21 protein-coding genes are annotated in these 23,376 nt (G+C 31.7%); 12 read left to right on the forward strand and 9 right to left on the reverse strand.

Annotated features, from left to right (window positions below; genetic code table 11):
- Nucleotides 1-26 precede the first annotated feature (26 nt).
- Nucleotides 27-1,562: a 2,3-bisphosphoglycerate-independent phosphoglycerate mutase gene (gpmI, locus tag EAH69_RS02800; protein ID WP_121933676.1), complete on the reverse strand. Its 1,536-nt coding sequence runs from the start codon at nt 1,560-1,562 to the stop codon at nt 27-29.
- 56 nt (nt 1,563-1,618) lie between these two features.
- Entirely contained in the window at nt 1,619-3,820 is a 2,202-nt protein-coding gene (gene recQ / locus EAH69_RS02805) for a DNA helicase RecQ (RefSeq protein WP_121933677.1), read from the reverse strand.
- A gap of 149 nt (nt 3,821-3,969) precedes the next feature.
- Between recQ and EAH69_RS02810 the strand changes: the two genes are divergently transcribed.
- The 7 genes from EAH69_RS02810 to EAH69_RS02840 all read left to right on the forward strand — a co-directional run bounded on the left by EAH69_RS02810 (nt 3,970) and on the right by EAH69_RS02840 (nt 10,225).
- Complete coding sequence (locus tag EAH69_RS02810; protein ID WP_121933678.1) at nt 3,970-4,935, forward strand: KpsF/GutQ family sugar-phosphate isomerase; 966 nt, start codon at nt 3,970-3,972, stop codon at nt 4,933-4,935.
- Between the two features lies 1 nt (nt 4,936).
- Nucleotides 4,937-5,770 carry a twin-arginine translocase subunit TatC gene (tatC, locus tag EAH69_RS02815; RefSeq protein ID WP_121933679.1) on the forward strand — a complete coding sequence of 278 codons (834 nt, stop codon included), beginning with the start codon at nt 4,937-4,939 and terminating at the stop codon, nt 5,768-5,770.
- Nucleotides 5,771-5,837: 67 nt separating this feature from the next.
- Nucleotides 5,838-6,584: an electron transfer flavoprotein subunit beta/FixA family protein gene (locus EAH69_RS02820; RefSeq protein ID WP_121933680.1), complete on the forward strand. Its 747-nt coding sequence runs from the start codon at nt 5,838-5,840 to the stop codon at nt 6,582-6,584.
- 24 nt (nt 6,585-6,608) lie between these two features.
- Nucleotides 6,609-7,568, forward strand: coding sequence for an electron transfer flavoprotein subunit alpha/FixB family protein (locus tag EAH69_RS02825; RefSeq protein WP_121933681.1), 960 nt, complete (start codon nt 6,609-6,611; stop codon nt 7,566-7,568).
- A gap of 116 nt (nt 7,569-7,684) precedes the next feature.
- Nucleotides 7,685-8,308 carry a bifunctional nuclease family protein gene (locus EAH69_RS02830; protein WP_121933682.1) on the forward strand — a complete coding sequence of 208 codons (624 nt, stop codon included), beginning with the start codon at nt 7,685-7,687 and terminating at the stop codon, nt 8,306-8,308.
- 20 nt (nt 8,309-8,328) lie between these two features.
- On the forward strand, nt 8,329-9,705 hold the full coding sequence (locus EAH69_RS02835) for a nucleoside permease (protein WP_121933683.1): 1,377 nt from the start codon (nt 8,329-8,331) through the stop codon (nt 9,703-9,705).
- 94 nt (nt 9,706-9,799) lie between these two features.
- A complete protein-coding gene (locus tag EAH69_RS02840; RefSeq protein ID WP_147439073.1) occupies nt 9,800-10,225 on the forward strand; it encodes a DUF2752 domain-containing protein in 426 nt (141 codons plus the stop codon).
- Here the strand turns inward: EAH69_RS02840 and EAH69_RS02845 are convergent.
- The 5 genes from EAH69_RS02845 to EAH69_RS02865 all read right to left on the reverse strand — a co-directional run bounded on the left by EAH69_RS02845 (nt 10,222) and on the right by EAH69_RS02865 (nt 17,533).
- A complete protein-coding gene (locus EAH69_RS02845; protein WP_121933685.1) occupies nt 10,222-10,713 on the reverse strand; it encodes a dihydrofolate reductase in 492 nt (163 codons plus the stop codon). The two genes, EAH69_RS02840 and EAH69_RS02845, sit on opposite strands and share 4 nt — an antisense overlap.
- Nucleotides 10,714-10,784: 71 nt before the next feature.
- Entirely contained in the window at nt 10,785-13,322 is a 2,538-nt protein-coding gene (locus EAH69_RS02850) for a M1 family metallopeptidase (RefSeq protein ID WP_121933686.1), read from the reverse strand.
- A 50-nt stretch (nt 13,323-13,372) separates the two neighbouring features.
- Complete coding sequence (locus tag EAH69_RS02855) at nt 13,373-13,834, reverse strand: hypothetical protein (RefSeq protein ID WP_121933687.1); 462 nt, start codon at nt 13,832-13,834, stop codon at nt 13,373-13,375.
- A 66-nt stretch (nt 13,835-13,900) separates the two neighbouring features.
- Nucleotides 13,901-16,516, reverse strand: coding sequence for a zinc-dependent metalloprotease (locus EAH69_RS02860; RefSeq protein WP_121933688.1), 2,616 nt, complete (start codon nt 16,514-16,516; stop codon nt 13,901-13,903).
- Between the two features lie 222 nt (nt 16,517-16,738).
- A complete protein-coding gene (locus EAH69_RS02865) occupies nt 16,739-17,533 on the reverse strand; it encodes a thymidylate synthase (RefSeq protein WP_121933689.1) in 795 nt (264 codons plus the stop codon).
- A gap of 351 nt (nt 17,534-17,884) precedes the next feature.
- On the opposite strand from EAH69_RS02865, the gene rlmB reads away from it, so the two are divergent.
- Both rlmB and EAH69_RS02880 read left to right on the forward strand, forming a co-directional pair.
- Nucleotides 17,885-18,634, forward strand: a complete 750-nt coding sequence (gene rlmB / locus EAH69_RS02875; RefSeq protein WP_121933691.1) for a 23S rRNA (guanosine(2251)-2'-O)-methyltransferase RlmB — start codon at nt 17,885-17,887, stop codon at nt 18,632-18,634.
- Between the two features lie 14 nt (nt 18,635-18,648).
- On the forward strand, nt 18,649-18,879 hold the full coding sequence (locus tag EAH69_RS02880) for a DUF1049 domain-containing protein (RefSeq protein WP_121933692.1): 231 nt from the start codon (nt 18,649-18,651) through the stop codon (nt 18,877-18,879).
- Between the two features lie 12 nt (nt 18,880-18,891).
- Here EAH69_RS02880 and EAH69_RS02885 read toward each other — a convergent pair whose 3' ends face one another.
- The gene (locus tag EAH69_RS02885; protein WP_121933693.1) at nt 18,892-19,338 is read right to left on the reverse strand and encodes an exosortase F system-associated membrane protein; all 447 of its coding nucleotides are present in this window, start codon (nt 19,336-19,338) and stop codon (nt 18,892-18,894) included.
- Complete coding sequence (gene xrtF / locus EAH69_RS02890) at nt 19,328-19,867, reverse strand: exosortase family protein XrtF (protein WP_121933694.1); 540 nt, start codon at nt 19,865-19,867, stop codon at nt 19,328-19,330. Before xrtF ends, EAH69_RS02885 begins: the two co-directional genes overlap by 11 nt.
- 227 nt (nt 19,868-20,094) lie before the next feature.
- Between xrtF and EAH69_RS02895 the strand changes: the two genes are divergently transcribed.
- The 3 genes from EAH69_RS02895 (at nt 20,095) to gyrB (ending at nt 23,267) form a co-directional block, all read left to right on the forward strand.
- Nucleotides 20,095-20,541, forward strand: coding sequence for a GAF domain-containing protein (locus EAH69_RS02895; RefSeq protein WP_121933695.1), 447 nt, complete (start codon nt 20,095-20,097; stop codon nt 20,539-20,541).
- A 5-nt stretch (nt 20,542-20,546) separates the two neighbouring features.
- Nucleotides 20,547-21,173 carry a 16S rRNA (guanine(527)-N(7))-methyltransferase RsmG gene (rsmG, locus tag EAH69_RS02900; protein WP_121933696.1) on the forward strand — a complete coding sequence of 209 codons (627 nt, stop codon included), beginning with the start codon at nt 20,547-20,549 and terminating at the stop codon, nt 21,171-21,173.
- A 156-nt stretch (nt 21,174-21,329) separates the two neighbouring features.
- Nucleotides 21,330-23,267 carry a DNA topoisomerase (ATP-hydrolyzing) subunit B gene (gene gyrB, locus EAH69_RS02905; protein WP_121933697.1) on the forward strand — a complete coding sequence of 646 codons (1,938 nt, stop codon included), beginning with the start codon at nt 21,330-21,332 and terminating at the stop codon, nt 23,265-23,267.
- Nucleotides 23,268-23,376: the final 109 nt, after the last annotated feature.

Genomic DNA, 23,376 nt, shown 5'->3' on the forward strand with positions numbered 1-23,376 from the left:
ACTTTATAGGTTTAGTTATGTCTATTTTAATTTTTTTCTACAATAATATTTCCGGTCATTTCTGTCGGAATATTAACTCCCATTAAGGTAAGAATTGTTGGTGCAATATCACCTAATTTTCCATGAGAAACTTTCCATTCGTTTTCTTTTTGAGCTAAAATAAATGGAACTTGGTTTGTTGTGTGTTGTGTATTCGGAGATCCATCTTCGTTTTGCATAAAATCAGAATTTCCGTGATCTGCTAAAATCACAACTTTATAATCTTTTTCAATTGCTAAAGAAACAATTTTCTCTGCACAAGAATCTACAACTTCAGCAGCTTTTATAGCAGCTTCCATAACTCCTGTGTGACCGACCATATCTGTATTTGCGAAATTTAAACAAATAAAATCGGCTGTTTCATTTTCAATTTCAGGTAAAATGGCATTTGTAATATCGTATGCGGCCATTTCTGGTTTTAAATCATAGGTTGCAACATCTCTTGGAGATGCACATAAAATACGTTTTTCACCATTAAATTCTTTCTCTCTACCTCCAGAGAAGAAGAAAGTTACGTGAGGATATTTTTCAGTTTCAGCAATTCTGATTTGTGTTTTTCCTGCTGTTTCTAAAACTTCACCTAAAGTGTTTTTTACATTACTGTCGTTAAATAAGACTTCCACATTTTTATATGTTTCGTCGTATTGCGTCATTGTAATGTATTTTACATCTAACGGTTGCATATTATATTCAGGAAAAGCTTTCTGAGTTAAGACTTCAGTTATTTCTCGACCTCTATCTGTTCTGAAGTTAAAACAAAGTACAACATCGCCTTCTTCAATTTTTGCAATTGGTTCGTACTTTTCATCCGAAACGATAATTGGTTGAATAAATTCATCAGTAATATCTTTAGCGTATGAATCTTCGATTGCTTGCAAAGGAAAAGCAGTTTTTAACCCTTCTGCATTAACCATGGCATCATAAGCAAGTTTTACACGTTCCCATCTTTTATCACGATCCATAGCGTAATATCTTCCTGTGATAGAAGCTAATTTACCTGTAGATTGATCCATGTGTTGTAAAAGATCTGAAATGAATCCTAAACCAGATTTTGGATCACAGTCACGTCCATCAGTAAAAGCATGTACGAATACATTTTCGTTTAGTCCAGCTTTTTTTGCAGCATCTAAAAGACCTTTTAAGTGATTGATGTGCGAGTGTACTCCACCGTCGGAAACTAATCCGATATAATGAACTTTTTTATTATTATTTAATGCGTAATCAAAGGCTTCTTTTAAGATTGGTTCTTCTAAAAAAGTTCCGTTTGTTACAGCCATATTGATACGTACTAAATTCTGGAAAATTACTCGTCCAGCACCTAAGTTAATATGCCCAACTTCAGAGTTTCCCATTTGCCCGTCTGGTAATCCAACTGCAGCGCCAAAAGTATCTAAAGTATTAGTAGGAAAACGTGTATAACAACTATCTATAAAAGGAGTGTTTGCTTGGTCGATAGCAGAGACTTTTGGATTAGTTCCAATTCCCCAGCCATCTAAGATCATTAAAATAACTTTGTTGTTCATTGTGTGTTTGAAAATAAAGCCCAAAGTTACAAAACTTTGGGCTTTATTATGTTATTTTAGTTGGCAACTTCACTGATGAATTTGATACGCATTAGTCGTAATTCTTCTTCATCGTAATCGTCTCCAAATTCTTTTAATAATGTCGACATTGAATCAGATTCAGCATCCATTAAGAAGTCGTAAATTTCTTCTTGTTGGTCTTCATCCAAGATATCTTCAATATAATAATCGATGTTTAATTTAGTTCCTTGGTAAACGATTGCTTCCATTTCTGAAAGTAAATCTGACATTGATAAATTCTTTGCTTCAGCAACATCTTCAAGGTTTAATTTTCTATCAGTAGATTGGATAATGTAAACTTTGTGGTTAGATTTATCAGCCACTTGTTTAATTACCATATCATCTGGTCTTATGATGTCGTTGTCTTCAACATAACGTGCAATTAAATCAACGAAATCTTTACCGAATTTCTGAGCTTTACCTTCACCAACTCCAAATACATTTGTTAATTCTTTGATGGTTGTTGGGTACTGCATTGTCATATCATCCAAACTTGTGTCTTGAAAAACAGCAAATGGTGGAATGTTATGCTTTTTTGAAATTTTCTTACGAAGTTCTTTTAATTGTTTCAATAAATTATCATCATAAGCAGCCGGAGCAGTAGAAACTTCTTCTTTGTCCAAGCTACCTTCTGTTAATAATTTTTTAAAGTCAATATCTTCAGCAATTTTAAAAGAAGTTGGATTAGCTATAAAGTCCTTTCCTTCTTTTGTAACGATTAAAGTTCCGTAAGTTTCAATTTCTTTTTCTAAATAACAATGTACAATTAGTTGACGTAAAATTGATTTCCAGTAGTAATCTTCTCTATCTTTTCCAAAACCGAAAAAATCCTCGTTTTGTAAATTATATGATTTAATAACTGAAGTTTCTTTACCAACTAAAACATTAACAATGTCGTTTAATTTTAATTTTTGACTTGTTTTTAATACAATTTCCAAAGTTTTTAAAGCATCTTCTTTTGCTTCAATCATTTTCTTTGGATTACGCATATTATCATCCATGTTAGCACCAGGACCATCTTTTTCGTCAAATTCTTCACCAAAATAATGTAATAAGAATTTACGACGAGACATTGATGTCTCAGAATAGGCTACAACTTCAGAAAGTAATTGCATACCAACTTCACGTTCAGCAACTGGTTTACTAGCTAAGAATTTTTCTAACTTCTCGATATCCTTGTAATCGTAGAAAGAAATACAATGTCCTTCGCCGCCGTCACGACCAGCACGACCAGTTTCTTGATAATAACTTTCTAAAGATTTTGGCATATCGTAATGTATTACAAAACGCACATCTGGTTTATCGATCCCCATACCAAAAGCAATTGTAGCAACAACCACACTAGCGTCTTCCATCAAGAACATATCTTGATGCTTGCTTCGTGTTTTTGCATCTAAACCTGCGTGATATGGAATAGCATTAATACCGTTTACTTGTAAAAGCTGAGTAAATTCTTCAACTTTTTTACGACTTAAACAGTAAATAACTCCCGATTTTCCTTCGTTTTGTTTGATAAACTTTACGATTTCTTTGTCTTGATTAACTTTTGGACGAACTTCATAAAATAAGTTCGCACGGTTAAACGAGTCTTTGAAAACTTTTGCAGTTTGCATTCCTAAAGTTTTTTGGATATCCTCCTGTACTTTTGGTGTTGCAGTTGCAGTTAAAGCAATGATTGGAGCTTCTCCAATTTTGTTTATAATTGCTTTTAAATTTCTATACTCTGGACGGAAATCGTGTCCCCATTCAGATATACAGTGTGCTTCATCAATAGCGAAAAAAGAAATTTTAACAGATTTAAAGAAGTCAATGTATTCTTCTTTAGTTAAAGATTCTGGTGCTACATAAAGCATTTTTGTGATACCATTTTTGATATCTGTCATTACTGTTTTAGTTTCTGACTTGTTCAAGGAAGAGTTTAAAACATGGGCGATTCCGTCATTTTCCGAAATTCCACGAATAGCGTCTACTTGATTTTTCATTAGTGCAATTAAAGGCGAAACGATAATTGCAACTCCATCTGACATTAGTGCCGGTAATTGATAACATAATGACTTACCTCCTCCGGTAGGCATTAAAACGAAAACATCTTCATTGTTTAATAATGATGTAATAATTTCATGTTGCTGTCCCTTAAATTGGTCGAAACCAAAGTATTTTTTAAGATAAGATGTTAAGTTCTTCGAAGTGGCTTCCATCTACACAAAAGACTAAAATTAATATTATAAATTAAATAGTTCCTATATTTGACTCCTGATTTAACTCTTCAATAATTATTCCATTGAATTAGAGTTGAAAAAGGAGGTTAAAGATACGGAAAAAAATAAAAATAGACATACTTTTTGTTTTGGAAAGAAGAGATTTTATAGAAATTGCTCAAAAAGTTTTTCAAGAAGAGATTTTAGAGCTACAAGCGATAGCGTCAAGAATAAACGATAGTTTTATTGATGCAGTAGAAGCGATATATAGTACGCAAGGAAAATTGGTGATTGTTGGTGTTGGAAAAAGTGCGCATATTGCAAATAAAATTGTAGCGACATTAAATTCTACAGGAACTCCATCTCAATTTTTACATGCATCGGAAGCGATTCATGGTGATTTAGGATTGTTACAAAAAGAAGATGTTGTGATTTGTATTTCTAAAAGTGGAAACACGCCAGAAATTACTTATTTGGCTCCCATTTTAAAACAATATTCTTCTTGTTTAATAGGTTTAACTGCTAATTTGAAATCTGAATTAGCTAAAAATTCTGATATTGTTTTAGATGTAAATGTATCAAAAGAAGCGTGTTTAGTTAATTTAGCTCCAACTTCTTCTACGACTGCGCAATTGGTTATGGGAGATGCATTGGCAGTAGCTTTAATGAGAATGCGACAATTTAAATCTGAAGATTTTGCTAAATATCATCCAGGTGGTGCATTAGGAAAAAGATTATTATGGACAGTTGAAAATATTGTCGATGCAAATAAGCGTCCTTATGTAAGTCCAGATTCTTCTATTATTGATGTAATTAATTCTTTAACTTCAGGAAAACATGGTATTACGGTTGTTTTAGAGAATGATAAGATTTTAGGTGTTGTAACTGACGGAGATTTACGTCGTATGTTATTAAAATATCAAGATTTTAGCGCTTTAACAGCGAAAGATATCGCAACAATGTCTCCAAAAACAATTAATAAAGATGAAAAAGCACGTGTTGCTTTAGATACTTTAAGACAAAATAGTATTGGACAATTAGTTGTTGTTGATGAAAATAACAATTATTTTGGTATTTTAGATATTCACTCAATTTTAAACGAAGGAATAGAATAATATGGCAGCGAGCGGAAAAACAGATATGTCTTTTTTAGCACATATAGGAGAATTAAGAGGTCATCTTATTCGTTCTGTAATTGCTGTTGTAATCACTTCTTTAGTGGTGGCTTTTTTCTGGGATGAGTTTGTTGAATATATAATAATGGCTCCTCTAAAATCAACTTTTCCAACATTTGATTGGTTCAATGCATTTGGACAATTAACTGGTTTTGGTGTGATTTATAAAGAAGCTTTTGATATATCTAAAGATTTAACAAACCTTAATCCATCAGGACAAATTACCTCTCAGTTTTTTGCTGTTATTGTATGTGGAGTAATATTGGCAATTCCATATATTATTTATGAATTATGGAAATTTATTCGACCAGCTTTAAAAGAAACTGAACGTAAATATGCAGGAGCTACAATTTGTGCTGTTTCGTTCTTTTTTATATTAGGAGTTTTATTTAGTTACTTTTTACTAATACCACTTTGTACACAGTTTTTATTTACATATGATCCTTTTAAAGTAGGAAATACATGGACTTTACCAAGTTATATCGACTTATTTGTTCAATTGTTATTATCTATGGGATTAATGTTTTTATTGCCTGTATTTGTATATTTCTTAACTAGTATTGGTATACTTACACCAATGTTTTTAAAGACGTATAGAAAGCATGCATTTATCGTTGTTTTAGTAATTGCAGCTGCTATTACACCAAACGATTTGTATAGTATGATCTTAGTTACAATTCCACTTTGGATATTGTATGAATTTAGTATATTAGTTTCAAATAGAGTATATAACAATCAGCTGAATAGTCAGTCTAACGAGATTGTTAAGAAATAATCTTTATTATGCTTGCATAGTAAAATAAATTAATTAAATTTACCATAAAGAAAATAAACCCAAAATTATGAAGATATTAGTTTGTATTAGTAGTGTACCAGATACTACAGCAAAAATCAACTTCACAGGAGATGGAAAATCGTTTGATAAAAACGGTGTACAATTCGTAATTAACCCTCATGACGAGTTCAGTTTAAATAAAGCTGTTGAGTTACAAGAAAAAGCAGGTGCTACAGTTACAATATTAACAGTTGGTGATGCATCAGTTGATGCTGTAATGCGCAAAGCATTAGCAATTGGAGCAAATGAAGGTATTCGTATCGATGCAGATGCTCGTGATGATTTCTTTGTTGCAACTCAAATTGCTAAAGCTGCAAAAGAAGGAGGATACGATATTGTATTAACAGGAAAAGAATCTATTGATTATAATGGTGGTGCTGTACCAGGATTGGTTGCAGGATTATTAGATTACGGTTTCGTAAACGGATGTATTGGTTTAGAAGTTGAAGGCTCTACTGCTAAAGCTGTTCGTGAAATCGATGGTGGAAAAGAAAACGTAGAAGTTACTTTACCAGCTGTAATCGCAGGACAAAAAGGTTTAGTTGATGAGGCAGCTTTAAGAATTCCAAACATGCGTGGAATTATGCAAGCAAGAACAAAACAAATCACAGTTGTTGCTGCTGAGGCTACATCTACTAATGTGGAAGTAGTAGGTTACGAAAAACCAGCATCTCGTGGAAACGTTACTTTAGTTGATAAAGATAACGTGGCAGAATTAGTTCGTTTATTACACGAAGAGGCAAAAGCAATCTAATAATCAATCTAAAAACTATTTAAAATGGCAATTTTTGTTTACGCAGAGTCTCACGACGGAAAATATAAAAAAGCAGGATTAGAAGCAGTTGCTTACGCTAAAGCAATTGCGGATGTAGCTGGAGATACAGTTACTGCTATCGCTTTCAATGTAACAGAATCTTCGGATGAGTTATATAAATATGGAGCTACAAAAGTTTTAAAAGTAGATAACGCTGCTTTAAAAAACTTTGATGCAAATTCTTACGCAAAAGCAGTTGCTGAATTAGCTGCTGGTGAAGTAGTTGTTGTTCCATCAACAAATGATGGTGCTTCTTTCGCTCCATTATTAGCATTAAAATTAAATGCTTCTTTAGTAACTAATGTAGAGAAAGCTCCTACTGCAGTTGCGCCTTTAACTGTTGCGCGTAAAGCATTTTCAGGAAAAGGAATTGAAACTGTAGCTGTTTCAGGAAAAGCAGTTGTAACTTTATTACAAAACTCTTTTGGAGTAAAGGAAAATGCAGTTGCAGGATCTGAAGAGGCTGTTTCAGTATCAGTTTCTGATGCAGATGCAAAAGTAAAAGTTACTGGTGTAGAAGTTGCTCAAACAGGAGCAATCGACTTAAAAGAAGCTGAAGTTGTAGTTTCTGCAGGTCGTGGTTTAAAAGGACCAGAAAACTGGGGAATGATTGAAGAATTAGCACAGTTATTAGGAGCTGCAACAGCGTCATCTAAGCCAGTTGCTGATATCGGATGGAGACCTCATGCAGAGCACGTAGGGCAAACAGGTAAAGCGATTGCACCAAATTTATACATTGCAATTGGTATTTCTGGAGCAATCCAACACTTAGCTGGTGTTAATGGTTCTAAAACTATCGTAGTTATTAATAATGATGCTGAAGCTCCTTTCTTTAAAGCTGCTGATTATGGTATTGTTGGAGATGCTTTCGAAGTTGTTCCAAAATTAATCGAAGAGGTTAAAAAATTAAAAGGAGTTGCTTAATTTAAATAGGTAATTTCATAAAATAATATAAATCCGAACCAATCAATTGGTTCGGATTTTTTTATGTGTTAAAACATCATTAATATTTAATCATTTTTTGGTAACTTTACGCCCAAATGAACAATTTAATAAGCTTAGTAATAAAAGGTATTTCATACAGTCAAACTCAGACTGGTGCATACGCTTTAATTCTTGAAGAGGAGTCGGGGACTCGAAAATTGCCAATTATTATTGGAAGTTTCGAAGCACAATCAATTGCTTTGGCATTAGAAAAAGACATTACTCCACCACGTCCATTAACGCACGATTTATTTGTTAGTCTAGGCGAAGCATACAAAATTGATGTAGAATCTGTATATATCTACAAGTTAGAAGATGGCGTTTTTTATTCTAATATCGTTTTTGTAAATAATGAAGGAGAGCGTTCAGAAATTGATTCGCGTACTTCAGACGCTATTGCACTAGCGGTTCGTTTTAATGCTCCTATTTTTGCATACGAACATGTTGTGGAAAAAGCAGGAATCCATTTAGATATAACACAAGAGGAAGAAGAAAATATACAACACACTTTAGATCAAATTGATGATGAAATTGATTTGATTGAAGAGGAAGAATTATCATCTGATTTTTCGCATTGGTCGCAAGACGAATTAGAAGAAGAAATGAAAAAAGCAGTAATGAATGAGGATTACGAATTAGCTGCTCGTCTTCGTGATGAAATAGAAAATCTTAGAAACTAAATAATCTCTATTTATAAATTATGTCTTTAAAAATTAGACTAACAATAATGAACTTCCTGCAACTATTTGTATGGGGTGCATGGTTAATTACAATTGCAAACTATTGGTTTGGTACAAAGCAATGGGATGGAACAAAATTTGGGTTGATTTTCGCAACAATGGGTTTTGCTTCGTTAATTATGCCGACTATTACAGGTATTATTGCAGATAGATGGGTAAATGCTGAAAAACTTTATGGAATTTTGCATATCGCCTACGCAGTAGTTCTTTTCTACATTCCACAGGTTGAGGATCCAAATACTTTTTTCTGGGTAATGTTGATGGCAATGGCTTGTTATATGCCAACTATTGCTTTAAATAATTCAATTTCGTACACGGTTTTAAAATCGAATAATTACGATGTTGTAAAAGATTTTCCACCAATTCGTGTCTGGGGAACAGTAGGATTTATCGTAGCAATGTGGATTACAAATCTTACAGGAAATAAAGCTACTGAAGTTCAATTTTATATTGCTGGTTTTGCAGCAGCAATCTTAGGTCTATACGCATTCTTTACAATGCCTGCATGTAAGCCACAAAAAACAATTGACGAAAATGCAAGCTTAACTCAAATCTTAGGGTTAGACGCTTTTAAATTATTCGCTAACTACAAAATGGCTTTATTCTTCATCTTCGCGATGTTCTTAGGAGGAGCTTTACAATTAACTAACGCATATGGAGATGTTTTCTTAGACGAGTTTAAACACTTTCCTAAATTTGCAGATTCTTTCGTAGTTAAGTATTCTACAATCATCATGTCAATTTCTCAAGTATCTGAGACTTTATTCATTCTAGCAATTCCATTTTTCTTGAAGAAATACGGTATTAAAAATGTAATGTTAATCTCGATGTTAGCTTGGGTATTACGTTTCGGTTTATTAGGATTCTCTGATCCAGCAGGTAACTTATGGATGATTATTTTATCATGTATTGTTTACGGAATGGCATTTGATTTCTTCAATATTTCAGGTTCATTATTCGTAGAAACAACAACAGATTCTAAAATGCGTTCATCAGCACAAGGTTTATTTATGATGATGACAAACGGATTTGGAGCAGTATTCGGAAGTTTAACTTCAGGATGGTTGATTGACAAATATTTCACAAAATCATTTAATAATACGACAGAATTAGCTCAGTTTTTAGATACAACTCCAGATAATAATTTAATGATGGATTTTGTAAAAGAAAGAGGTATTACGATTACAAATGGTGTTTTTGATAATCCTTTAATGTTTAAAGATTGGCACAACATCTGGTTAACTTTTGCGGCTTATGCATTAGTAATTGCAATCTTCTTTGCAGTGTTATTTAAGCATAAACACGATCCAAAAGCGGTTGAAAATATTTCACATTAATATAGAAAAAGGAAGGTTATTTAACCTTCCTTTTTTATTTTTCTATTGTTGATTGTTTAATGCTTTTGTTGTAGTTTTAAACTTGAATTATGTTATGGAAACAACTAAAATTAATCGAAATATTATTATAAAATTATGCTCCATCCTTTTATTGGGTGGAGCATTTATTTATTATTTCTATCAGAATAATCCGTCTGATAATGGAACTTCATTTTTACGTTGTCCGTCCAATTTATTGTTTAAAATTAATTGTCCAGGTTGTGGGACACAGCGAGCGATACATCATTTATTGCATTTAGAAATAGCCGAAGCATTCCGTTTTAATGCATTATTTGTTTTGTTTTCGCCTTTGATTTTAGTCGTTTTTTTACTTCTGATCTATAATTTTATATTTAATAAATCAGTAAAAATTCCATTGTTATCCAACAAATATTTTTTGATTACTTTACTTGTAATTATTGTATTATTTGGTGTTTTACGTAATATTCCAGTGGAACCATTTACAATATTATCCCCTTAATCTTCGATTCTTTTATAAGTTACGAAAGAGTATGAGTAAGGATGTTTATCGTCTTTGAGGTGATTTTCTCGCTGAACTTCTTCAAATGTTTCTTCGTCAATTTCAGGAAAAAATGTATCTCCATCAAATTCGTGATGAACTTCAGTAATATATAATTCATCTGCTAAAAGCATAGATTGTTTGTAGATTTCTCCACCACCAATTATAAAATAATCTGGATTGATTTCTTTCGCTTTATCAATTGCAGCTTCTAAAGAATGAGTAATTACTACTTTTTCATCTTCAAAATTTGTATCGCGTGTAATAATAATATTGGTACGATTTGGAAGTGGTCTTCCTAAAGATTCGTAGGTTTTACGCCCCATTACAATCGGGTGATTTGTAGTTAAATTCTTAAAATGTTTTAAGTCGTTAGGTAGGTGCCAAATCAAGTTGTTATTATCTCCAATAACATTATTGCTTGCCTTGGCTACTATAAGTTTCATCATATGTTACTTTATAAGGCTAAAAAAGCTATTCCCTCACGAGAATAGCTTTATAAATATATAAAAATATTTAATTATTTCATTTTATCGATGGCATTTTTCAATGCGGTAACTTGTTTTTCAATCGATTTGTTGCTTTGTTTTTTATATGCTTCCGATTTTAAAGCTAATCCTTTATTCGCTGTTTGTTTAATTAAATTAGAAATCATCGGATTTTCAGTTTTAAAATAACCATAATAACGCGTAAAAGTAGCTGTAATTGAAGCTGTAGCTTCTGCTGTGTCGTTAGACATAATCCATTTAAAAGCTTCTTCATATGTTTGACCTGCAGCAGGGTCTTGGAATTTTAATAATTCATAAAATGCTGCATTTTCACCAACTAATTTAGCTTTATCTAATTGATTGTTTTTAATCCATATAGGTAAGAATTGACTAACTAAACCATCGCTTGATTTGATAACATCGTCGCTAATATTTTTAAATTGTTCAATTGAATTCGGATTCTGTTTTAAGATTCCAGCAATTGCACCACCTTGTACACGGAAAGATTTACTTTGAGAAGCTGTAGTGAAAACATTCTGATCAAAAATTCCAGCCGTGTTTAAAAGTTCAATCGCATCACCTTGAGTCTTAGTTTTTGGATCTTTTGAAGCAATTTCTAATAATTTAGCTTTTGCTTTTTCCATTGTTTTTGGCGATTTTGGATCTAATCCTTGGATTGCGATACTTCTAATTCCATCGAAAGAATCATCCAATGCCAATACTAAAGCATCTAAAGCTTTTGGATTAGTTGCTTGTGCATTAATAAAAGCTTCAACAGCTAAACGACGTGTGTCAAATTCTCCTTTACCAGCTTTGTATTGTGCTATAAATTCCTCGATTGACTTATTATCATTAATATCAGCTAACAAGACTTGATTCGCGTTTGGAATTACAACGTCTGGTTTTTTAGTTGCATCAAATTCAAATGAATTTTCTATTGATTTACTGACCCAAACTTGATGACGCTTAGCAACTCCATTTTCTACAACATCAAATGCAATAGGGAATTCGAACATCAATTTTGGATCTTGTTTTACTGTAGCTTTAACCTTTTTAGTTGAAGCATTGTAATCGTAAGCAATAGTTAATTTTGGATGCCCATTCGAATTAAACCATTGATTAAAGAACCAATTTAAATCGCGACCAGAAATTTCTTCTAATGCTAATCGTAAATGAACAGCTTCGGTAGCTTTGTATTTATTCGCATTTAAATAATGATTTAAACCTTTAAAAAAGGCTTCGTCACCTAAGAAATTACGTAACATGTGTAAAATTGCTCCACCTTTGTTGTAAGATACAGCATCAAACATATCTTCGCGAGTGTTGTAATGAGGACGAACTAATTTTTTTTCAAAATTATCTCCCATTTTATAACCTCTTATCGCTTCGAATTGATGCCTATCAGCGAATTCTTTTCCGTAGCGATGTTCAAACCATAAGTATTCAGAATAATTAGCAAAAGATTCATTTACAGTTAGATTTCCCCAACTTTCTGTTGTAACTAAATCTCCAAACCAATGATGAAATAATTCGTGAGCAATAACTGCTTCGGCTGTATTTTCATCAATTAATTGTCCAGGTTTTTGCTGTACAGCATCATAAAATAAAACCGCTCCAGTATTTTCCATCGCACCTGATACATAATCACGAGCAGTCATTTGGTGATATTTGTCCCATGGAAATGGATAATCTAATAAATTAGAGAAATGAGTGATCATATCCGGAGTCATTCCAAAAATTTCTTTTGCGTAATCTTTGTATTCAGGTTCTACAAAATAATCAACATCTAAATTTTTCCATTTGTCTTTGATTACAGCATAATCTCCGATTCCGACAAAGAATAAATAAGGTGCATGTTTGAAATCAAATTTCCAGTAATCAGTTTTAGTTCCGTCTGTATTTTTCTTCGACGATTTTAATAAACCATTTGATAACGAAACATATTTTTCTGGATAAGTTAAATAAATTTCTTGCGATGTTTTTTGATTTGGTTTATCGATTGTAGGAAACCAACAAGATGACGCTTCTGTTTCGCCTTGTGTCCAAATTTGTGTTGGTTTATTCGGTTCAGATCCATCAGGATTGATGAAATATAAACCTTTCGCATCACTAATAGCGGCACTTCCTTGTTGTTTTACTTCGTTCGGACGAGCTGTATATTTGATGTAAACGGTATATTCTTGATCTTTTTTATATTCTTTATCTAAATCAATGTATAATTGATTTTCATCATTCGAAAAATTTAATTTTTTCTTCGTAGTTCCTTGTACTAAGGCAACTTCATGAATTAACATAGCTTTAGCGTCTAAAGTTAATTTATTTGTTGCGTAAAAATGAGGCTTTAATGTTATCCAAGCTTCTCCCAAAGCATGTTGTTTGGCGTAGTCAAACTTCAAATCTAATTTGGTATGAACTAAATTGTTTATACGTTCAGCTTCTGCGCGATAAATTTTTAAAGCATCTTTTTGATTTTCGTTATAACTCGGTGGTTGAGACATTATTTGTGCCATTGCGTTTCCACCAAACGTGAACGCAAATGCTGTTGTTATATATAGGATTGATTTTTTCATTGAATGATTTTCGTAATTAGACGATTATTTTTTTGATTTGTTACATTGGATTAATGCATTGGTCTAAAGGATTCGATTTTTTTAGTTTTAGGAATTTCAATCAACTTAACTAATCGAATGTTTTTAAATGGCATTTGATTTTCTTCATAATAGATTCCTGAATAAAAAACGGTTGTAGTTTCATTTTTAGTTTTTGGATAAATTTCAAAATCAGAGTAATTATCTGTTAGCATATTAATTAATACAACTGAATTTGATCTGAAATCAACTTCTTTGAAATCAATTCCGGGCATTCTAATTGAATTTATAATATTCGTAATTTTATAATATTCTTCAGCTGTATTGATCAACTGAATCGAATCATAGTTCTCCAAGGTATTTTCTCTTAAAGTAATCAGGATTTCATTAGCAGTAATATCTTTCTGTTGATTTTTTATTTCTGCATTGTTAGTTGTACAACTAATAGAAAAGAAAACTTGAATAATTGGAATAATAACGAATAATTTTTTCATTTGCTTAGGTTTAAAATAAAAAAAAACCTCAGTAAGCTGAGGTTTTTTAAAGTTATGAATTTAATCTTATTTGATGATTAATTTTTTAGATTGTGTTTGGTTTCCATCATTGATATTAACAATGTAAACTCCTTTTGGTAAATGTGAAACATTAACTCTGTAATCAGCAACATTTAAAGATGTTGTATTGATTTTTTGTGTTGAAACTGTTTGACCAGCCATGTTTACAATATCAGCAGTAAAGTTAGGAGCTTTAGTTTCTAAACGAATGTTGAAGTTTCCGTTATTTGGATTTGGGAAAATTCCAAATTCTTTGTTTTTAACTAAATCACCAACATTTAAAGTTGTTGCTGTTCTGCTACAAGCTTGTAAAGTTACCTTATTAACTGTTCCAGTATCATTAATTACATTATCATAGACAGCTAAACGATATGTACCTCTTACATTATAGCCAATATAATTGTTAAAATCTACAGTTGTACCAGTAACATGAGCAAAATCTGTCCCACAATTATCGTATAGGTTTCCACCTTTTGCACTGAAAATAAAATTAAGATTAGGAGTGTTTAGTTCACATGATCTGTTATATAGATTTACATAGTTACGATCAACATTTACTTTCATGAAATATAAACTTAATTGATTCGCATCTGGATGTGTGATATCAGTTTTTAGTGAAAGATCTTCGATCGTACCAGTTGCTCCAGTATTAGCAGGAATAGTTACAAGAACACCACCTGATTGTGAACCAACACGATCTGGAATATTGTATGTTGTAGATGTTTCAAAAGTTTGACAATCTAATGAAATTTCATAATTGATGGCAATCTCAGGGCTTGCAGCATAAAATACATTTCCGATAGATTCTACAATTATATTAGCACTTTCTGCACTAATTTCGCTCGGAATTGTAATTGTAGCTTGTCCGTTATTTGGCGTACTTTCTACTAGAGTAGTAAAAGTTTGACCTTTATCAGTTGTTAGTTTAATGGCTACGTTTTGAACATTTATTCCTGTACCATCAGTACCTGCAACATCCCAAGTTAAGTTATAAGGTTCTCCAGAAACAAAAGTTTGATTTAAATCAATACCAGTAACTTGAAATGGGCCTGAATTTCTAATTAATAAATTAATATTTTTAGCATCAATTTGTCCTCCTTGTGGATTATTGTCTCGTACTTGAAAAGTAAACGCCATGTTTTTTTGGACATCAGATACTGTATTCCAAGTTGTTCTTAAATTTCCATTTAATACTTGTGCTAAAGGAGGGAAATATCCTACAGGATCATTTGAGTGGGCTTTTACTCTAAAGTTAGCACCATCTGTATTGAAACTACTTGAGTTTTTAAAGTTATTTCCTGTACTTGTTGTTAAAGGATTTGATTGTTCCCATGAATAAGTTAAAGAATCGCCGTCAGCATCTGTTGCAGATCCAATTAATTTTACAGCTGTTCCTTTAGGAACCTGATAAGTGGCTCTGCTTCCTATATTAGCAACAGGTGGTGTATTTGTAGATGGAGTAATATATCCACAAGTTTGATTTCCTAAATAGGTATTGATTTGAGCTAAATTATAATGATGAAATTGACCTAGCGTTTTTTCTTGTGTTGTTATATCATGCGAGCCAGTTACTCCAGCGTAACCCATGATGGTTTCACCACTTCCTATTTCTCTGTTAGCTCCATAACCTTCGTTTCTAGCATGTGTATGATTAGCTCCAAATTGATGACCCATTTCATGAGCAACAACGTATGCAAAAATAGGATAACCAGAATAAATTCCACCAGAATAAGCAGACCCTTTAATATTATCATTACAAACAGAACCAATTGCACCAGCGTTACCACCACCAGTTTTATTCGTAAATAACATTCCGATATCGTAGTTTTCAGCACCGATATGTGTATTTAATAAAGATTGAGTTTTTTGATTATATTCTGATCCATAGGGATCCGATTCATCAGTCAAATAACTTACTTGGTCTAAACCATCAATTAATTCGAAAGTAATAGATAAATCATTTTCGTAAATTGGTGTCACATACGTCATCGTTTGTACAACCGCAGCTAAAGATGTTTCGTAAGTCGGAGTTTGTGAAGCAGGTGTTACATATCTATTAAACTCGTAATCGGTAACTACTGCTAAACGATATTTTCTGTAAGTAGCAGGATTATTTATTATATTAGTTCTTGGTTCTGTTGTAAATGAATCAACATCACCACAATTGAAGTCATTTAATCGAGGAAAAGCATCTTTCGTGAAAATTTCGTAATTATCATTAACTTTTTCGATAATATATTTTTCATCCGAATCATAAACAATTGTGTTCACACCTTTAGTAGGAGAATAGCTTAAACTTATTCTTTTACCTGGATTTACTGTTGAGTATCCTATATACGACTTTATTGAAGGATATTTTTGTTGTAATTCTTCACTTAGTAATTGGCGTTCTATTAAAATAAATTGTTCAGTTTTAGAAGCATCTATACTTGGTAGTTTAATTGAAAATTGTTCAGATTTAGAATTGATTGATTGAGAAATGACTCTTTCAACATTGGATAAATCAACAATTTTATTTTTTAATGTATTTTCTGTCGGAATAATATTATTATTCTCTTGTGCAGAAACATAAGTAGTAAATGAGGATAATATTAATCCAATACAAAATAAATTTCGTTTCATGTGTAGTGTTAATCTTTTATTTGGTTGAAGTGCTAATATATTGAATTTGAATTTTTAATTGTGTTAAATATTTTGTGTTAAACGTTTATTTTAGATTAAAATTATTCTTGTAACAAACAATTAAATTAGATTTTTATACTTGTATATAATAAAAAAAGCTTCAAAATGAATTTAATATTTTCATTTTGAAGCTTTTTGCGATAATTTAAATTGAAAAGATTTTTAAACAGCTACTATTCCTTTGATATGTGGATGAGCTTCGTAATTTACTAATTCAAAATCCTCGTAAGTAAATTCAAAAATATCTTTTATGTTCGGATTAATTTTCATTTGAGGTAAAGGATGAGGTTTACGAGATAACTGTAATTGTACTTGTTCAAAATGATTTGTGTAAATATGTGCATCTCCAAACGTATGAACAAAATCTCCAACCTTTAAATCGCAAACTTGTGCAACCATCATTTGTAATAATGCGTAAGATGCAATATTAAAAGGAACGCCTAAAAAAATATCAGCGCTACGTTGGTATAATTGTAAAGATAATTTCCCGTCGTTTACATAAAACTGAAAAAAAGCATGACAAGGAGCTAAAGCCATTTGATCTAATTCTCCTACATTCCATGCTGAAACAATGATTCGACGTGAATCAGGATTGTTTTTTATTTGATCAATAGCTACTTTTATTTGGTCAATAACTTCGCCATCAGGTTTTCCCCAAGAACGCCATTGTTTACCGTAAACTGGTCCTAAATCACCATTTTCATCTGCCCATTCGTTCCAAATTCTAACACCATTATCAGTTAAATATTTGATGTTTGTTTCACCTTTTAAAAACCAAAGTAATTCGTGCACAATCGATTTTAAATGTAATTTTTTAGTCGTAACTAAAGGAAATCCTTCACTTAAATCGAAACGCATTTGGTAACCAAAAATACTTTTAGTTCCTGTTCCTGTTCGGTCTTCTTTTAACGAACCTTCGTTCATTACTTTGCTACATAAGTCTAAATATTGTTGCATTTTATTTCGATTGTTATAAAAACAAAAATAGAATAAATATAACTATTTTTGGAATTAATTATTTAATCATCATGAAATACCCAGCTATACTTTCTATTGTAATTCTATTATTGTTAATCTTTTTTGTAAAGAGAACAAAGGTTGGAAGAGAAATGGTACAACATTTTTATTTTCAAACTTTTATTATGTTTTTTTTAGCTGGAAGTTTATTGTTTCGATTAATTAATTTTAAGCTGAATTTGTGGAGTATCGTTGCTATTTTAATTCTTTCATTTGCTTTGGCGACAGGTTTGCCACATTATATCCAAAAAGTAAAGAAAAGGATTGGTAAATAATTGTATCTTTGCACTTATGAAAAACGAAGGAGGTATTTTTGGTCTTAGACCTGTAATTGAAGCGATTGAAGCGGGAAAAACAATCGATAAAATTTTTATTCAAAAAGGATTACAAGGTGAAATTTTCTCTGAATTGAGAAAATTAGTAACTGAGTATGAAATTCCTGTTAGTTATGTTCCAGTAGAAAAGTTAAATCGTTTTACAGGAAAAAACCACCAAGGAGTTTATGCATTTATTTCGCCAATCGAATTTGATTCGATCGAAAATGTATTACCTCAAGTTTGGGAACAAGGAAAAACTCCATTCATTTTAATTTTAGACCGTGTTAGTGACGTTCGTAACTTTGGTGCTATTGCTCGTACAGCAGAATGTGTTGGTGTAGATGCGATTATCATTCCAGCTAAAGGTTCGGCTTCAGTTAATGCAGATGCAATCAAAACTTCGACAGGAGCATTATTTAATATTCCAGTTTGTAAAGAAACTAATTTAGTTAATGTTGTAAGATATTTACAATCTTCAGGAATTTCTATTTTCTCAGCTTCAGAAAAATCAGCAGAATATATTTACGATGCAGATTTTTCAGTTCCAACTGCAATTGTAATGGGAAGTGAAGAGGACGGAGTTTCAGATTCTATCATCAAAATTTCTGATAAAATTATTAAATTACCAATGGCTGGGCAAACTGCATCTTTAAATGTATCTGTTGCAGCCGGAGCTATTTTATACGAGGCAGTTCGCCAACGTATGATTGCTGATTTATTTTAATATCTAAGAATACTATGTCGTACTCATCAATAATCGGAATTTTATTACTAATCATGGCTTATGTGATGTTTAACACAACACATACAGTTTTTGATTTGATGGTGAAAGAATTAAGTTTCTCAATCGGAATAATTGGTGGCGTAGGAATTGGTTTAATTTTAGGTGGATTTTTAGGATGGCTTTTTAAATATAGAAAGTTGAAAAAAGAAGACCGAAAAGTAGAAGAAAATAAAAATAAAATATAAAGAGAAAGCGACTCAATTTAGAGTCGCTTTTTTATTTCGTATTTCTTGATAATAAAAACAAGGAATTAAAATAATCATAAACATTGGCTGAATTAAGAATCTTCTGACGTAGAAGAATATCATTTCGCCAAAATTCAAATTATTATTCAGCATATATGCATAAATTGGTAAGAGAAGAACAAATCCAATAATTCCGACAATTATCGTGAATTTTACATAACTCTGTTTCCAAAATAATATTTTAACTATAATTACAGTCAAAAATAGATTGATCATGTAACGAAAAAATACATGAGTGTATAATTTTATTAAATCCATTTGTGGTAAAATCGTGTGGTTTGAATTTTTGAAGAATGCCAATAATGGATCATAGAATAATTTAGTTTCAAACATTCTAACAGCGATCAATCCAAAGACTAATAATCCTGCAATTGCATAACGTAAAATTTTATTCGGCATCAGTTTTCTTTTTAATTACAAATCCTTTAATCCATACAATCCATAAAACGATAATTGATCCATATATAATTGCAGGGAACAAATAATCGTGAGACATTTTTGAATATTCAGGAAGAAATCTATAGATATATGTCAATAAAATTATTCTAAAAATATTCATCACAAAAAGTAAAATTAAACTGATGATGATGTATAAAAATGTCTGTTTAAAAGTGGTGTAAAAGGCTAATATAAAAGCAACAAAAATAATTAAAACAGAAATTGCATTGCAACCTTCATTTACGATTGATGCAAATTTACCATCAACAAGCAATCGCATAAAATTTTCTTGTCCGTAGTGAATTGATTTTGTTTCAATTCCTATAAAATTAAATCCTTTAGCTGCTAAATCTGAACTGAATTTTGTGAAAGGATCTGGAATCCCGTTCGGTAAAAATTGATTTAAATACCAATTGTATATTAAAATCATAAGTACATATGATCCTAAAAATCGAAGTAAGAAAAATATTAATGGTTTGTATTGTTTCATCGTTTAAACAGGATAGTTGAACAAATATAGAAGAAATAGTTTGATGATTTTTTTATTTCTTAGATTGTTTAAATCAATCCCTAAAATAAAATATCAATACTTATCTAGTGATATTTAGAAAAAAAATCGGTTAGAATAATTTTTGATAGATGATTTTTACTTTATGATTCTTCTAAGATATTCGTCAATTTCTATTGCTTATTTTTGTGAAAAGAATATAGTATATAATGGAAAGTTTAAATAAAAGAATTGATGTGATTTTTGAAGGACAAATTAGTGTTGAAGAAAAATTACAAAAAGTTTGTCAATTATTATCAGATGAAATATCGCATTACAATTGGGTTGGTTTTTATTTTAAAAATGGAGATAAAAACGAATTAAAATTAGGACCATACGTTGGGGCAGAAACAGATCATACAATTATACCTTACGGAAAAGGAATTTGTGGTCAAGTTGCAGAATCTAACGAGACTTTTGTGGTGCCAGATGTATACGCGCAAGATAATTATTTGGCTTGTTCAATCGAAACAAAAGCAGAAATCGTAATGCCAATTTTCAAAAATGGAGAAAATATTGGGCAAATTGATATCGATTCTCACACAATTGATCCATTTACTGATGCAGACACAAAATTGTTGGAGTATATTTGCAACAAAGTTTCTGAAATCATTTAATCTATATGGATTTAATTTTAAAATATTTTCCTGATTTAACTGAAAAACAAATCGAACAATTCAATAAAGTTGGCGATTTATATAAGCAGTGGAATGAACAAATTAATGTAGTTTCTCGTAAAGACATCGAAGAAATTTATACCAATCACATTTTACATTCTTTGGCAATTGCTAAAGTAATGAAATTCGAAGATGGATCAGATGTCTTAGATGTTGGTACAGGTGGTGGTTTACCTGGTATTCCGTTGGCAATTTTATTCCCGAATGTTAACTTTCATTTAGTGGATTCTATCGGTAAAAAAATAAAAGTTGTACAAGGGGTTGCAGACGGTTTAGGCTTAACTAATGTAAAAGCTGAACAAAAACGTGCTGAACAATTACACGACAAATACGATTTTGTAGTTTCTCGTGCTGTTACAGCAATGCCACGTTTTGCTGAATGGATTAGAGGAAAATTTAAAAAAGATTCTTTAAATCCTCTTCCAAATGGTTTATTATACCTAAAAGGTGGTGATTTATCGGAAGAGTTAAAGGATTTCCCAAATGCTGAATTACACAATATTTCTGACTTTTTTGAGGAAGATTTCTTCGAAACAAAAAAAGTAGTTTATCTACATAAAAAAGATATATAATTTAATTAATTAGATTATTTAAAAGCCTTGAATTTTTCAAGGCTTTTTTTATCATTTTACATGGGAAATCGTTGGTTTTTAACCAATGTTTATGATGATAAAGTGGCTAATTTTTACTATATTTGTTTGTTTTAAAAAAGATAGAGAAATACATTTATGAGTAATAACACATATACGGCGGATAATATCCAAGCGTTAGAAGGTATGGAGCACGTACGTCTTCGTCCTTCAATGTATATTGGAGATGTCGGAGTTAGAGGTTTACATCACTTAGTTTATGAGGTTGTTGATAACTCTATTGACGAAGCGTTAGCAGGATACTGTGATACGATTAAGGTGACGATTTTAGAAGGTGATTCAATCCGTGTAGAAGATAACGGACGTGGTATCCCAGTTGATATTCATAAAAAAGAAGGAAAATCTGCTTTAGAAGTTGTAATGACTAAAATCGGAGCAGGTGGTAAATTTGATAAAGACACGTATAAAGTTTCTGGAGGTTTACACGGTGTTGGTGTTTCTTGTGTTAATGCACTATCAAATCACTTATCAGCTGAAGTTTTCAAAAACGGTAAAAAATACATTCAAGAATATTCAAAAGGAAAACCATTATATGATGTAAAAGAGGTTGGTGTAGCGGATCACAACGGTACAACAGTTACTTTTACACCAGATGATACAATTTTCCAAGAAGTAAGAACATACAACTATTCTACGTTAGCCAATCGTTTACGCGAATTAGCATTTTTAAATAAAGGTATTACAATTACTTTAACTGATGAGCGAGAAAGAGACGAAGAAGGTAATCCTTTAACTGAAACTTTTCACTCTGAAGAAGGATTAAAAGAATTTGTTGCTTTTATCGATGGTAATCGTGAGTCTATCATGGATAAAGTAATCTTTATGGAAGGAGAACGTGATGGAATTCCTGTAGAGGTTGCAATGAGATACAATACTTCTTATACAGAAAATGTTCACTCGTACGTAAATAACATTAATACACACGAAGGTGGAACTCACTTAACTGGTTTCCGTCGTGCATTAACTCGTACATTAAAAAAATATGCTGAAGAGAACTTTAATTTAGCAAAAGAAAAAGTTGAGATCGTTGGTGATGATTTCCGTGAAGGTTTAACAGCAGTAGTTTCTGTTAAAGTAATGGAACCTCAGTTCGAAGGTCAAACTAAAACTAAATTAGGTAACTCAGAGGTTTCTCCAGCGGTTGATAAAATCGTTGCTGAGATGTTAACAAACTTCTTAGAAGAAAACCCTAACGAAGCTAAATTAATTGTAGATAAAGTAATTTTAGCTGCAAAAGCGCGTCAAGCTGCTAAGAAAGCACGTGAAATGGTACAACGTAAAAACCCAATGGGGGGAAGCGGATTACCAGGAAAATTAGCGGATTGTTCTTCTCGTAACCCTGAAGAGTCTGAATTATTCCTTGTCGAGGGAGATTCTGCCGGAGGTACGGCAAAACAAGGTCGTGATCGTCATTTTCAAGCGATTTTACCATTACGTGGTAAAATTTTAAATGTAGAAAAAGCGATGGCGCACAAAGTTTTAGACAACGAAGAAATTAAAAATATCTATACAGCTTTAGGTGTAACTATTGGAACTGAAGAAGATTCAAAAGCTTTAAATATTTCTAAATTACGTTACCATAAAGTAGTAATTATGACCGATGCCGATGTCGACGGTTCTCACATTGCGACATTAATTTTAACTTTCTTCTTCCGTTATATGAAAGAGTTAATTGAAAACGGACATATTTATATCGCAACTCCACCTTTATATTTAGTTAAAAAAGGAGCAAAAGCTGTATACGCTTGGAATGATAAAGAACGTGAGCAATTAACACAAGAAATGTCTACGGATGGTAAAGGTGTAACAATTCAGCGATACAAAGGTCTTGGGGAAATGAACGCAGAACAATTATGGGACACAACTCTTAATCCTCAGTTCCGTACATTACGTCAAGTAACTATCGATAGTGCGACAGAAGCAGATCGTGTTTTCTCGATGTTAATGGGAGATGATGTACCGCCACGTCGTGAATTTATTGAGCAAAATGCACATTACGCAAAAATTGATATCTAATCTTTTAAAAGATATATTATTAAAAAGCCTGGTTTTTATTAACTAGGCTTTTTTTTGTTTCAATTTATTTGATGAAATAAAAAAAAAAGTCCAGATTGATTAATCAATC

The organism is Faecalibacter macacae (assembly GCF_003687725.1).
Classification (GTDB): domain Bacteria; phylum Bacteroidota; class Bacteroidia; order Flavobacteriales; family Weeksellaceae; genus Empedobacter; species Empedobacter macacae.

Coding starts and splice junctions, on each gene's coding strand:
- gpmI (WP_121933676.1), bottom strand. CDS start 1,562: ATGAACAACAAAGTTATTTTAATGATCTTAGATGGCTGGGGAATTGGA.
- recQ (WP_121933677.1), bottom strand. CDS start 3,820: ATGGAAGCCACTTCGAAGAACTTAACATCTTATCTTAAAAAATACTTT.
- tatC (WP_121933679.1), top strand. CDS start 4,937: ATGGCAGCGAGCGGAAAAACAGATATGTCTTTTTTAGCACATATAGGA.
- EAH69_RS02820 (WP_121933680.1), top strand. CDS start 5,838: ATGAAGATATTAGTTTGTATTAGTAGTGTACCAGATACTACAGCAAAA.
- EAH69_RS02825 (WP_121933681.1), top strand. CDS start 6,609: ATGGCAATTTTTGTTTACGCAGAGTCTCACGACGGAAAATATAAAAAA.
- EAH69_RS02830 (WP_121933682.1), top strand. CDS start 7,685: ATGAACAATTTAATAAGCTTAGTAATAAAAGGTATTTCATACAGTCAA.
- EAH69_RS02835 (WP_121933683.1), top strand. CDS start 8,329: ATGTCTTTAAAAATTAGACTAACAATAATGAACTTCCTGCAACTATTT.
- EAH69_RS02840 (WP_147439073.1), top strand. CDS start 9,800: ATGGAAACAACTAAAATTAATCGAAATATTATTATAAAATTATGCTCC.
- EAH69_RS02845 (WP_121933685.1), bottom strand. CDS start 10,713: ATGATGAAACTTATAGTAGCCAAGGCAAGCAATAATGTTATTGGAGAT.
- EAH69_RS02850 (WP_121933686.1), bottom strand. CDS start 13,322: ATGAAAAAATCAATCCTATATATAACAACAGCATTTGCGTTCACGTTT.
- EAH69_RS02855 (WP_121933687.1), bottom strand. CDS start 13,834: ATGAAAAAATTATTCGTTATTATTCCAATTATTCAAGTTTTCTTTTCT.
- EAH69_RS02860 (WP_121933688.1), bottom strand. CDS start 16,516: ATGAAACGAAATTTATTTTGTATTGGATTAATATTATCCTCATTTACT.
- EAH69_RS02865 (WP_121933689.1), bottom strand. CDS start 17,533: ATGCAACAATATTTAGACTTATGTAGCAAAGTAATGAACGAAGGTTCG.
- rlmB (WP_121933691.1), top strand. CDS start 17,885: ATGAAAAACGAAGGAGGTATTTTTGGTCTTAGACCTGTAATTGAAGCG.
- EAH69_RS02880 (WP_121933692.1), top strand. CDS start 18,649: ATGTCGTACTCATCAATAATCGGAATTTTATTACTAATCATGGCTTAT.
- EAH69_RS02885 (WP_121933693.1), bottom strand. CDS start 19,338: ATGCCGAATAAAATTTTACGTTATGCAATTGCAGGATTATTAGTCTTT.
- xrtF (WP_121933694.1), bottom strand. CDS start 19,867: ATGAAACAATACAAACCATTAATATTTTTCTTACTTCGATTTTTAGGA.
- EAH69_RS02895 (WP_121933695.1), top strand. CDS start 20,095: ATGGAAAGTTTAAATAAAAGAATTGATGTGATTTTTGAAGGACAAATT.
- rsmG (WP_121933696.1), top strand. CDS start 20,547: ATGGATTTAATTTTAAAATATTTTCCTGATTTAACTGAAAAACAAATC.
- gyrB (WP_121933697.1), top strand. CDS start 21,330: ATGAGTAATAACACATATACGGCGGATAATATCCAAGCGTTAGAAGGT.